We start from the raw sequence: 11865 nt of genomic DNA on the forward strand, positions 1-11865 counted from the left end.
CATGTTCACGACCCTCTCGAAGCTGCTGGCCTACCGGGCCGCGGTGGCGGGCGAGGAGACGGCGCTGACCTGGACCGGCACCCGGGTGACCTGGGCCGCGCTGGACCGCCGGGTCACCGCCGTCGCCGCGGCCCTGCGCCGGGTCACCGAGCCGGGACAGCGCGCGGCGATCCTCGTCCCGCCCTCGCCCGACTACGTCGTCGCGTTCCTCGGCGTGTTGCGCGCCGGGCTGGTCGCGATTCCGGTGGGCCCGGACCGCCGGGCCGGTGTGCTCGCCGACGCCGAGCCGTCGATCGTGCTGGCGACCGCGGAGACCGTGGCCCCGGTCCGGCGCTTTCTGTCCACTTTGGAGACCTGCGGGCACCGGGTGCTCGCGGTGGACGCCGTCCCGGACGCCGCCGCCGTCCCCGATGCCCCGGTGCTCGCCGACGACGTCGCCTACCTGCAGTACCCGGGCGGGGTGATGGTCACGCACGCGAACGTGCTGGCCAACGCTCGGCAGGCGGCGCAGGTGCTGGGGGACGACGCCGTCGTGACGTGGCTGCCGCCGAGCGATCCGCTGGGCCTGCTGCTCGGGGTGGCCGTGCCGGTCGTCACGGGCGTGCCCGCGGTCGTGCACGACCGGAGGCACCTGCTCGCCGATCCGCCGTCCGGCTTCGCGGTCGCCCTGGCCGACGCAGCCGACCCGGATCTGGACCGGCTCCGGGAAGTGTTCGCGCTGCGGGTGTGTTACGTCCGGGCCGAGGCCACGGCTCTGGTCGCATGTGGACACCCGGCCGGGCAGCTGGTCGCGATCGTGGACCCGGACGGGCGGCGGGTCCCGCCGGGCGAGACCGGCGAGATCTGGGTGAGCGGGCCGAACGTCGCGCGCGGCTACCGGAACCGGCCCGAGCAGTCCGCCCGCGTCTTCTGCGCGCTGCTCGCCGGCGACGCCGAGCCGCGGTGGTGGCTGCGGACCGGCGACCTCGGCGTCCTGGACGAGTCCGGCAGGCTGTCGGTCACCGGCCGCGACCTCGTCGCCGGCCTCGACCCCCAGGACGTGGAGGCGACGGCCGGGCAGGCGCATCCGGCGATCCGGCCGTCCGGCGTGGCCGCGTTCGCCGTCCCCGGGGAGCATCCGGTGGTCGTCCTGGCGCTGGCCGACGGGGTCGTGCCGCCCCGCGGCGAGGTCGAGCGGGCGGTGCGGCACGCGGTGGTGACCCGGCACGGGCTCACGCTGCGCCGGGTCGTCGTGCTGCCCGCGGGCGAGCCACCGCGCAGCCGCGCGCAGTGCCGGGACCGCTACCTCGACGGCCTGCTCACCGCGGACGGCCTGCGGTGACCGGGCCGGTGGAGGACGAGCGCGCGCTGTCGCCGGGCGTCCCGTTCGCCACCGCGGCGTTCGACGTGACGTGGCCGGAGGTGCCGCTGCCGCCGGTCCCGCCGCTGCCGCCGGGGGCGTGGCTGCTGCTCACCGACGAGCACCCGGCCGCGCTCGGCCGGGCCGTCGCACTGGCGCTGGCGCTGGCCGAAACCGGGAACGAGGCGCTGTCCCTGCCGCAGGACGACCTCGACGAGCTGCCCGGAATCCTGGCCGGGCGGCCGGTGCGCGGCGTCGTCTTCCTCACCGGGGCACCGCACGCCTACCACGAGCCGGAGGACGCGCAGGAGCTGCTGCTCACGGTGCTTTCGGTCATCGCACGGCTCGACCCCGGCATCCGGTTCCACCTGGTCACGCAGGCGGGCGGCGAGCCGGGGCTGCTGTTCCTGCGCGGACTGGTGCGGGTGCTCGCGTGCGAGCGGCCGGACCTGCGGGCGAGCCTGGTCGACGTCGACGTCCGGTCCGATGTGGACGTTCTGGTGCGCGAGCTGCGCTCGGACGCGCCGGACGACGAAGTGAGCTGGCGCCACGACGTCCGGTACGCGGCGCGGCTCACCCGCGTCCCGCGGTTCGGCGGGGTGCCGTCGGGGCCGGGCGCGTACGTCGTCACCGGCACGTTCGGGCTGGTGGCCGCCCGCTGGCTGGCGGACACCGGCGCCACCCGGATCGTGCTGTGCGGCTGCGACGCCCCCGAACTGTCCTCAGTGGACCTCGTGGTGGTCGACGGCGACCTCGCCGAGCCGGGCGTCGCGGACCGGCTGATCGCGGCGGCGACGGCGGGCGGCCTGCCGCTGCGGGGAATGGTGCACGCGGCAGGCGTCCTCGCGGACGACGTCGAGGCGGGCTGGCGCACCCGGGTCCTCGGCGCCCGCCGGCTCCACGAAGCCACGGCGGAAACCCCGCCGGAGTGGTGGCTGCTGTGTTCGTCGGCAACGGCGTTGTTCGGCGCCCCGGGCCCCATGACCGCGGCAACGGCGGACGCCTGGCTGGAGGCGTTCGCGGCCTGGCGCCGCTCCCGCGGCCTCCCCGCGGCCACGCTCCGCATCGGCACGGGCCAGGTCCCGGAACTGCCCCGCCCCTACTTCTCGGCCCTCGGCCTCTGACCCGCGTCGTCCCTCCAATCACACGTGATGCCCTCCCAATCACACGTGATGCCTCTCTGATCACGCGGGATTCCCCTTGCCGCACAGGCTCGTCGTGCGGGAAGGGACGACACGCGTGATCAGAGGGACGACACTCGTGATTGGGGGGTCGACACGGTCAGGTGAGGGTGGCGCGGAGGGCGAGGATCATCTCGAAGCGGTCGTCCGGATTGCGGAGCTGGTCGGCGAACAACGTCTCCAGTTCCTGGGCGCGGGCGCGGACCGTCTGGGGGTGGATCGCCAGGCGGTCGGCGACCTCGCGGACGTTGCCGCACGTCTCCAGCCAGGCCAGCAACGTCCCGGCCAGGCGGTTGTACTGCTTCGGGGTCAACGCCGTCAGCGGGGCCAGGCGCCGCCGGGCCACTTCCGTGGCGAGGAACGGCTCTTTCCGCAGCCACAGCGTCGCGAGGTGGTCCTCGCACCAGGTCAACGGCTCGTCCGGGAGGACGTTGCCGGCCAGCCGCAGTGCTTCCTGGGCCGTGGCCAGTGACCGGCCCGCCTGGCGTGGCGGCACCGGCGGTCCCACCGCCGCCCGGTGGCCGGACAATGCCGCCGTCAGTGCCGCGCGGTCCGCGGGTGCCGGGAGCAGGAGCCGCGGGGTGCCGTCCTCGAAGTCCTCCAGAGCGGCCAGCCCGGTGACGTCGGCGGGGCCGTCCAGCGCCACCGCGACCAGCCGGTGCGGCAACGGCCAGTCCGCCGCCGTCGCGGCTTCCTGGACCGTCCGGGACGGCGACGGCGGGTCAGCCAGCAGCAGGTCCAGCAGCCGCCGGCGACGGCGTTCCAGCGCGCCCGCCGCCCGTGCCTGCGCGGCCGCGTGTCCCTCGATCGACAACGCCGACAGCTCGTCGATGTAGGCGAAGATCGCCTCGGCCAGCAGGCACAGCGTGGCCGACGGCACGCCCGCCCGCGTCCCCACCTCCGCCATCCGCCGCCACGTCACCCGCGCGCCGACCCGGTAGGCCGCCTGCAGGACGTCGAGGTTGCGGCCCTGCGCCAGCTCGTGCACGCCCAGGCTGACGAACAGCTTCCGGCGGTCGTCCGGCAGCGGGCCGGACGCGGCGATCCGGTCGATGAACTGCAGGATCGCCGCCTGGACACCGGCCCGCAGCGCCTTGCCGAACGCGCCGTCGAGCGGCCGCGCGTAGTCCGGGATGGTCCGCTGGATCTCGCGCAGCACCTCGTCGGCGACGTCCAGCATCCGCGGCCGGAACACCGCGGCCAGCTCGCGGGGGAGCATGGCCCACAGCTGTCCCGGCCTGCCGTCGCCGCCCAGCATCGGCCCGTAGGCCGTTTCGACGGGAGATCCCGCCATCACCCACCCCATTGTGGAGAGAACGTCAGGAACCGAGGAGTGCCTCCGCGCGCAGGGCGATCTCCATGTCGAGCCGGTCGTCGGCGTTGTTGAGCCGGTCGCCGAACAGGTCGATGAGCTGGTGCATCCGGTAGCGCACGGTCTGCGGGTGCACCTTGAGCTTCTTCGCGATCTCGGGCGCGCTGCCGCGGGACTGCAGCCAGATCAGCAACGTCTCGCCGAGCCGCGCGCGCTGCTTCGGGGTCAGGTCCTTGAACGGCGCCAGGCTGCGCGCGCACAGCTCGCGGACGAGGAACTCGTCGGAGAGCAGCCACAGCGTCGACAGGTGGTCGGTGCAGCGCGTCACCGGCACGTCCGGCAGCACGCCCCGCTGGAGGAGTTTCAACGTCCGGCGCGCCCACAGCAGCGACCGCGGCGCGTCGGTGAGCCGCACGGACGGGCCGATCACCGCGCGCCAGCCCGGCATCCGCTCGGCGAGGTTCCGCAGGTGCTTGTCCGGTGCCCCGGTGACCAGGCACGGCTCGGCGCCTTCGAGGTCGACGAGGACGTCGGAGTGCAGGTCCGGTGCCGCGAGACTGTGCTGGTCGGCGCGGGGTTCCAGGGCCACGACGGTGACTTCGGCAGGCAGCGCCCACTGGGCGGTGGCGGCCTGCGCGGCGATGGTCTGCGGCGCGGACGGCGGGTCGGCGAGCAGCAGCTCCAGCAACCGCCGCCGTCGCCGCGCGCGGGTGCCCGCGGCCCGGGTCTGCGCGGCCGTGTACCCCTCGATCGACAACGCCGAAATCTCGTCCACGTAGGCGAAAATGGCTTCCGCGCTCGTGCACAGCGTGTCCGCGGAGACGCCCGCGGCCTGCCCGAACTCGGAGATGTGCCGCCACGCGACCCGCCCGCCGACGCGGTAGGCGGTCTGCAGGCAGTCGAGGCTGCGGCCCTCGTTGAACTCGATCTTGCCGAGGTTGCGGAAGACGGTCGTCCACGTCTCGAGCGGCACGGCACCGGGGGTGCCGACACTGTCGAGGCACTGGATGATCGCCTGCCGGACACCCTGCGTGATGATGTGCCCGAACGCGCCCTCCAGCGGCTGGCGGTACTCGGGCACCGCCCGCTGCACCTCCTGCAGGATGGCGCGGGCGAGCGGATCGACCCGCGGCTTGAAGCGGATCGCCAGCTCGCGCGGCAGCGACGCCCACAGCCCGATCGCGCCGGAAGCGCGGGCGGGCCGGGGTTCCGCCGGCGTTCGCGGGGCGGGCGGATAGACGGTCCGGGGCCGGTCGGCCGACACGGACTGCTGCCGGTAGGCCGGTCCGGAAGAGCGCTGGCCGGGATGTGGCCGCTCGGCCCGCAGTGCGGGGACGGCGAACCCGGTGTCCACGTCGGTCATGTTTTATCCTTGCTGGCAACAAAATCGGCCTCTTCGTCGTCGAAGCCGATCCAGATTTTGTGGCTCAGGCAACATAATTTCGCGCGAACGGCACTGTCAACGGGTTCTCCGCTGACTTTGCGGTAACCCTTCCGGACTACACCCGAACGGGTGGAGCGGCGCGAGGGGAGGTGACACTTCCGCCGACGGGGGATGGTGCGCGGGTGACAACTTTTCTAGAGGGGCGTGCGCCGGACGTTCGCGGTCATGAGCCGCTCGACGACGTCGTCGAGCGTCAGCCGCGCGGGCGTGGTCCCCGTGACGAACTCGTTCAGCAGCAGGCAGAACCCGTCGGGGTCGGCCACATGTGGAAAGTGTTTCACGTTTTCCAGCACGGTCAAGCGGCTGTCCGGCAGCAGCCCGGCCGTGCGCCGCCCGTGTGTCACCGGGATGAGCGGGTCACGCGCACCCCAGACCAGCAGGATCGGCACGGTTTCGGCCAGGTAGAGCCGGTCCAGCGCGCTCGCCCGCTGGCCGCGCAGGTCGATCAGGCTGCGCGCGATGAACAGGAACGCCCGCCGCCGCGCCGGATCGGCCAGCGAGCCGAAATGCCGGGCCAGTTCCCGGGTTTCGGGTTTCAGCGAGCCGCCGAGCCGCCGTCCCAGCCGCGCGACGGCCCGCGCGATCGCGAGTGTCACGCGGTTGACCGCCAGTGCCAGGGTGACCGGTGCGCCCGGCAGGGCGGCGGCCCGCAGCACCGGGCTCACCTCCGGGCCGAGCCCGGCGCTGCCCACCAGCACCAGCCGGTCGCACATTTCCGGGAACTGGTAGGCGAACTGCAGGGCGATGCCGCCGCCGAGCGAATGGCCGACGACGGTCGCGTGCCGCACGCCCGACACCGCCAGCACGTCCCGCACGACGCTCGCCAGCGCGCCGAGGCCGTAATCCGTGCGCGGTGCCTCGGATTCGCCGTGGCCGGGCAGATCCAGCGCCAGTACGCGCCGGTTCCACGCGGCACACCGGGCCAGCACCGGCGCCCACGTTTCGGCGCTGCCCGCGATCCCGTGCAGCAGCACGATCGCTTCGTCGCCGCCGCCGTCGGGAGGCACGTGCTCGTGCAGGCGGATACGGCGGCCGTGCAGGGTGAGGGCGTACGTCTCGAGTGTCATCGGCGGCCTTTCTCGTGGCCCCGAAAATAGGCCAGTCCGGCCCGCGAACCCGATGTGGCGAACACCACCACGGAAGAATCGGCGACGGGCGTGACAAGAACGGCCGTCCGCACCCGGTCCTTCGTGCGGGTTTTCCCGGTATCACTCCGAATGCGTATCGACATTCCCCGGGGATGGCAGGTATTTCTTCGGACCATGGTCGCAATGACGCACCGGACGCGCTGATGTCCTGCCGCGCGAGTTTCCATTTCCCCGCGCCGGGGCAGGCCCTGCCGCGGCGGCGGCCGGGACTGCGTCCGTGGCGGCGGCTGCTGACCGTGCCGATGACCGGGCGGCCCCGGTGCGAAGAGCGGACGGTGCCCTCCGGGGCGTCGACCGGCACCGACGAGGCGGTCGAACCGCGGGACGGCGGCCGGTCCCGCTACCACGGCAAGGGCGTGGTCAGCGTTCCCCGTCCGGCGGCCGGTGCGCGCGCATGAGCCGCTGGGCCCGCAGCGCCAGCTGCATGCCGAGCCGGTCGTCGGCGTCCTTGAGGCGGTCGCCGAACAGCTCGTCCAGCTGCCGCAGCCGGTTGCGGACGGTCTGCGGGTGGACGCCGAGGCGCTGCGCGATCTCCGGTGCCCCACCGCGGGTCTCCAGCCAGGCCAGCAGGGTTTCGCTGAGCCGCTCACGCTGCTTCTCGCCGAGTGACTCGAACGGGTCGAGGCTCTGCCGGGCCAGCTCGGCGGCCAGGAAGTCTTCGGCGAGCAGCCAGAGCGTGGCCAGGTGGTCGCGGCACCAGATGATCGGGCCGGGGATGTCCGGCCCGGACAGCTGCAGGGCCCGCCGCGCGGTGCGCAGCGCGGCAGGGGCGTCGGCCAGCGGCACGGTCGGCGACACCGCCGCCCGCCAGCCGTCGAGCTTGGCCGCCAGCGGCGCCAGCTCGGCGTCCGGATCGCGGGTCAGCAGGTGCGGCTCGGGGTCGTCGAGGTTGGCCAGAACGCCGTCGCCGAGCAGGTCGGCGGGGAAGTCCGCGGCGTCGGGGCCGCGTTCGAGCGCGACCATCGCGGCGGTCTCCGGCAGCGGCCAGCCCGCCCCGCCCGCCAGGCCGGCGATGCTGCTCGCGGCGCCCTCCGGGGCCTCGACGATCAGCTCCAGCAGGCGCCGCCGCCGGACCGGGACGGTGCCTTCGGCCTCGGCCTGCGCCTGCTGGTAGCCCTCGATCGCGGTCGCGCACAGCTCGTCTACGTAGGCGAAGATGGCCTCCGCGGCGACCGAGATGACGGCGGGCTGGACGCCGGCGGCGACGACCGCGGGGTGCATCGCCCGCCAGGCCACCCTGGCCCCGATCGTGGCGGTGTCCTGCAGGGCGTCGAGGTTGCGGCCCTCGGTGAACTCCATCCGGCCGCGGTCGCGGTAGAACTCGATCCAGTGCTCGTGGGACAGGTCCGGCGCGCCCATGGAGTCGATGCAGTGCTGCACCGCGAACTCGACGCTCTTCACCAGTACCTTGCCGAAGATGCCCTTGAGCGGCTGGGCGTAGGCCGGGACCGTGCGCTGGACCTCCTGGATCATCGCGGCCGCGGCGTACCCGATGTGCGGGCGCAGCCCGGCGCCCAGCGCGCGCGGCAGCGAGGCCAGCAGGCGGAAGCTGCGGTACTCGACCACGAAAATCCCCCTTGGAGTCCGGTGTGGGCAGAGCCTATACCCGGGTGTGTCACTGAAAAATCAACGACTGCGCCCTGAAAGGGTGACGCACGCCCGGACTTTTGACACGGACGGGTGGGCGTCCTACGCTCCGTGTCAGATGGCGCAGGGGGTTTCCCGGAGACTATTTCCGCAGCGCCGATTCCCGAGTGGAGGATTGAATTCCCCATGCGCGGTCCCGTTGCCCCGGACGCTTCGGTGTGGTCCCGCCTGCCGTCCGAGCTGGGCGACGCGGTGCGGCCGCGGATCGCGGAGATCGCCCGTGCCTGCATCGACGCGATCGCCGCCGAGATTCCGGAATATTCCGCGAGGTTCGGCGGCGGCGCGGGGCGGGAGGCGGCGATCGAGCGTGCCCGGCGCGGCATCGAGCGTGACATCGACCGCGTCGGCACGCCCGCGATGTGGCAGGCCGACCGGCTGGCGGAGTTCCGCGGCCACGGGCGCGAGGCGTTCCACAGTGGCGTGAGCCGCGAAGCCGTGCAGGCGGCGGTGCGCGTGTCGAGCCGGGTGACGTGGCGGTGGATCGCCGACATCGCGCGGGAAGCGGGCTTGTCGAGTGACGTCCTGTACGGCGCGGCGGAGGGAATGTTCGCCGACGTGGAGACGTCGATGGCGGCGGTCGCGGAGGGCTACAGCGCGGCCGAGGCGGCGGTGTCCGGAACGGGCGAGCGCCACCGCCGTCTGCTGCGCGCGCTGATCGGCGGCCGGACACCGGCCGAAGTGGACGGTCTGGTGGCGGCCTCCGGCCTCCCGGTGCCGTCACGCGTGGCCGCGGTGGCATTCCGTGCCCTGCCGGGAGCCCCGGAGTTCCCGCCGGACCTGCTGCCGGAACACGTCCCGGCGGACCCGTCGGGCGACCCGCCGGCAGCGCTCACCCCGGCCCCGGACACGGACCTGGCAGGCCTGCGGGCCCTCCCGCCGGGCTGGACGGCGGCGGTCGGCCCGCTGGTGGCCCCGGCCGAGGCCCCGGAGTCGTTCCGCATCGCCCGCCGCGCGATCGACCTGGCGGCCCGCGGCCTGCTCGACGTCCCGGGCCCGGTGATCTGGTGCCGCGACCACATGACGACGCTGCTGTTGCTGGCGGACGAGTTCCTGGTGGCCCAGCTGGCGTCGACGACGCTGGCGCCGCTGGCGGAGGTGACGGGGAAGCGGCGCGAGCAGCTGGCGGAGACGTTGCTGGCCCTGGTCCGCACCCGCGGAAGCGCCCCGGAGCTGGGACGGCAGCTGGACCTGCACCCGCAGACGATCCGCGCCCGGCTGAAGAAGCTTGGCGAGCTGTTCGGCGAGCGCCTCGACGACCCGGGCGAGCGCCTGCGGCTGGAGCTGGCACTGCTGGCGGAGCGGGTGTTGCCCGGGGAGGAGTGACCGGCCGCGGCCCCCGCCCTTCCCTTGGGGGGCGTCCCCTGGACCAGTCTACCGGCGGGGACCGACAAAACCCGCGGATTGCCCGGCCGGCTGCCGGGTTGTCCACATTCCGCGCGGGCTGTGGACAATCCGGTGACGCTCGCGGCAGGAGTGCGGGACGGGTGTCTTGAATGACTCATTCAGGTCTTCGGAGGTCCTGAATGAGTCATTCAAGACGCTGGGGTGAGCCTCTCCCCGGCCGCGCCGGGCCTGCGCTGTGCCCGTCGGGCGGTAGGCCATCCAATGCCCGTTCGCCTTGGGTTGGATGCCCCGAAGGCCGCCTTGGGTGCTCCGCCCATGCCCCCACCGCCGCCCTCAACCGAGGCGCTTCGCGCCGCTGTGTTCACCAGCGCACCGAAGGCCGCCTTGGGGCGCGGGGTCGCGGCCGGAAGCCGCGCCATCGCGCCGAAGTGGCCTGGTCGCCGACGTCCGGATTGGCACTGGGAACCGGGCCAATCCGGCCCTAGGCTGCCCGGCATGACCGGTTTGCTCGCCGAGCGTCTGCACCAGGCATCCGACAACGCCATCGCCATGTGGTCCGCCGTGGCCCGTTCGCGCGGGGATGTCGTCCACGAACACGCTTCCTTCACCGCCGTCGACGGGCGGCGGTTCCGGATCATGGTGCGGCATCCCGGGGTGGACGTCGAGGAGCTCACCGCGCTGGCCCGGGCGCGGCGGGCCGACGGCCGGACCGTGGTCGTCGAGGATCCCTTCCAGGTGCTCGACCTGGCCGCTCTCGGCATGAAAGCCGCCCAGCTGCCGGTCATGGTCAGGGAACCGGCGCCGGCGCCGGGGCCCACCGAGACCGAGCTGGTCCGGACCGCCGCCGACCTGCGGAAAGCCGAAGACATCATCGTCAACGGCTTCGAGCTGGAGGAGTACCAGCCGTACGAACCCGGCGTCACCTTCCCGCCCGCTCTGCTGGAATCGGCGGACCTGTTCCTCCGGAGAGACCACGCCGGCGCGTGCCTCACCATGACCCACGGCGGCGTCGGCGGTGTCTACTGGGTGACCACCCTGCCCGAGCACCGCTCGAAGGGCGTCGGCCGCGAGATCATGCACGCCGTCCTACGGCACTTCCAGGACCTGCCCGTCACGCTGACCGCCTCCCGGGCCGGACGGCCGCTGTACGAGAAGCTCGGCTTCGTCACCCTCGGCGACTCCGACTGGTGGCGCTGACCGGCGCGGGAACACCCACCTGCGGTACCCCCACCAGCGGAACGCCGTCCCCAGGAGCGTGCCCAGCACCATCCCGGCGACGAAGTCCGCGATCTCCTGCGCCAGGTAACCCACATGGGGAACGGACAGCAGCAGCACGTACCGCGACACCAGCGGCGGCACCAGGTTCACCGCGACCGCGCCCGCGTTGACCGCGAAGAACGCCGTCGCTTCCCGCAGCCGTCCGTGGCCGCCGCGCGCGGCGAACGACCAGCGGCGGGAGAGCACGTACGCGAACGCCGTCGAGACGACCGTCGCGAACAAAAGGGCGGTCACCGGCTTCTCACGGAACACGGTGAGCTTCAGGCTGTAGTCGCCCAGTAGTGTGACCCCGTACGCGGCCAAGCCGACGACGGCGAAGCGGAGCAGCTCTCGCGGCTCGGGCATGGTTCCTCCAGGTGACACTCGACGGGGTGGAGGTCTAGGGATGGCACGCACAGGCGGTGACGAGGAGCTCCCCTCGGTCGCCGAGCTGGTCAACCTCTCCGAGACGAAGCCGCTGGTCATCCGCGGCGAACTCGACGCCAAGCTCGCCGAAGAACCGGAGCCCAAGCTCGACCCGCTGGCGATCCTCGACGCCGAACTGGCCGCCGAAGAGCCGGAGGAGCGCCCGCAGGAGGCCCCGCCGGCCGACGGGTCCCGCCGCGCGAAGCCGTACGTCCTCGCCGCGGGTGCCCTCGCCGCGCTCGGGCTGGCCGCGGTGGTGCTGGTCCAGCCGCACCAGGTGGCCGGAACGGCCGTGCCGCCACCGGGGGCGCCCACCGCCGCCCCGGCCCCGCCGCCGACCTCGAGCGACGCGGTGGAGACGATGAGCGCGACCCAGGCACCACCCCCGCTCACCGCCCAGGTACGCCACTCCGCCGAGCCGACGACCAGCGCCCCGGCCGCCGCGGGCCGCAAGCCGGCGGGTCCCGACGCGACGACTTCGCAGCCGGAGTCCCCTGAGGACCAGTGGCGCGACTACGTCAGCTCGGTGATCAGCTCGTGGCAGCAGCGGCCGGGCCATGGTGGCGGCTGGAACCGCTGAGCGGCGGAGCCGGGGACAGCGGGACCGGCTGCCTGGGTGCTTGGCTCCGGGCGGCAGCGTTCCGGCCACGGCGCCGGAACCGGGGACCCGCGTCTGGTTGGCGCGGGGACGCAAGCTGCCTGGCTCCGGGCAGCGGTGCCCCGGTGACGGCGGCCGGATCCGGGGGCCAGCGCCCGGTTGGGCGGGC

Annotated in this window: 11 protein-coding genes; 6 read left to right on the forward strand and 5 right to left on the reverse strand. The window is 73.6% G+C overall.

The annotated features are described in order from the left end of the window. Position 1 precedes the first annotated feature (1 nt). Both ABJI51_RS23250 and ABJI51_RS23255 read left to right on the forward strand, forming a co-directional pair. Positions 2-1321, forward strand: a complete 1320-nt coding sequence (locus ABJI51_RS23250; protein WP_348953401.1) for an AMP-binding protein — start codon at positions 2-4, stop codon at positions 1319-1321. Continuing rightward, complete coding sequence (locus ABJI51_RS23255) at positions 1318-2463, forward strand: KR domain-containing protein (RefSeq protein ID WP_348953402.1); 1146 nt, start codon at positions 1318-1320, stop codon at positions 2461-2463. The genes ABJI51_RS23250 and ABJI51_RS23255 overlap by 4 nt, the downstream gene beginning before the upstream one ends. Before the next feature lie 157 nt (positions 2464-2620). On the opposite strand, the gene ABJI51_RS23260 is transcribed toward ABJI51_RS23255, so the two are convergent. The 3 genes from ABJI51_RS23260 to ABJI51_RS23270 all read right to left on the reverse strand — a co-directional run bounded on the left by ABJI51_RS23260 (position 2621) and on the right by ABJI51_RS23270 (position 6343). Then, a complete protein-coding gene (locus ABJI51_RS23260; protein ID WP_348953403.1) occupies positions 2621-3814 on the reverse strand; it encodes a PucR family transcriptional regulator in 1194 nt (397 codons plus the stop codon). A gap of 25 nt (positions 3815-3839) precedes the next feature. Beyond that, positions 3840-5195, reverse strand: coding sequence for a PucR-like N-terminal domain-containing protein (locus ABJI51_RS23265; RefSeq protein ID WP_348953404.1), 1356 nt, complete (start codon positions 5193-5195; stop codon positions 3840-3842). Between the two features lie 215 nt (positions 5196-5410). Then, entirely contained in the window at positions 5411-6343 is a 933-nt protein-coding gene (locus ABJI51_RS23270; RefSeq protein WP_348953405.1) for an alpha/beta fold hydrolase, read from the reverse strand. 224 nt (positions 6344-6567) lie between these two features. On the opposite strand from ABJI51_RS23270, the gene ABJI51_RS23275 reads away from it, so the two are divergent. Further along, the gene (locus ABJI51_RS23275; RefSeq protein WP_348953554.1) at positions 6568-6822 is read left to right on the forward strand and encodes a hypothetical protein; all 255 of its coding nucleotides are present in this window, start codon (positions 6568-6570) and stop codon (positions 6820-6822) included. Here ABJI51_RS23275 and ABJI51_RS23280 read toward each other — a convergent pair. Then, on the reverse strand, positions 6785-7990 hold the full coding sequence (locus tag ABJI51_RS23280; RefSeq protein ID WP_348953406.1) for a PucR-like N-terminal domain-containing protein: 1206 nt from the start codon (positions 7988-7990) through the stop codon (positions 6785-6787). The two genes, ABJI51_RS23275 and ABJI51_RS23280, sit on opposite strands and share 38 nt — an antisense overlap. Before the next feature lie 207 nt (positions 7991-8197). On the opposite strand from ABJI51_RS23280, the gene ABJI51_RS23285 reads away from it, so the two are divergent. Both ABJI51_RS23285 and ABJI51_RS23290 read left to right on the forward strand, forming a co-directional pair. Further along, complete coding sequence (locus tag ABJI51_RS23285) at positions 8198-9394, forward strand: PucR-like N-terminal domain-containing protein (protein ID WP_348953407.1); 1197 nt, start codon at positions 8198-8200, stop codon at positions 9392-9394. Between the two features lie 516 nt (positions 9395-9910). Next, positions 9911-10612 carry a GNAT family N-acetyltransferase gene (locus ABJI51_RS23290; protein ID WP_348953408.1) on the forward strand — a complete coding sequence of 234 codons (702 nt, stop codon included), beginning with the start codon at positions 9911-9913 and terminating at the stop codon, positions 10610-10612. Here ABJI51_RS23290 and ABJI51_RS23295 read toward each other — a convergent pair. Next, positions 10502-11038 carry a GtrA family protein gene (locus tag ABJI51_RS23295; RefSeq protein ID WP_348953409.1) on the reverse strand — a complete coding sequence of 179 codons (537 nt, stop codon included), beginning with the start codon at positions 11036-11038 and terminating at the stop codon, positions 10502-10504. The genes ABJI51_RS23290 and ABJI51_RS23295 overlap by 111 nt on opposite strands. A 40-nt stretch (positions 11039-11078) precedes the next feature. On the opposite strand from ABJI51_RS23295, the gene ABJI51_RS23300 reads away from it, so the two are divergent. Continuing rightward, on the forward strand, positions 11079-11678 hold the full coding sequence (locus tag ABJI51_RS23300) for a hypothetical protein (protein WP_348953410.1): 600 nt from the start codon (positions 11079-11081) through the stop codon (positions 11676-11678). Positions 11679-11865: the final 187 nt, after the last annotated feature.

The organism is Amycolatopsis melonis (assembly GCF_040064235.1).
Lineage (GTDB): Bacteria > Actinomycetota > Actinomycetes > Mycobacteriales > Pseudonocardiaceae > Amycolatopsis > Amycolatopsis melonis.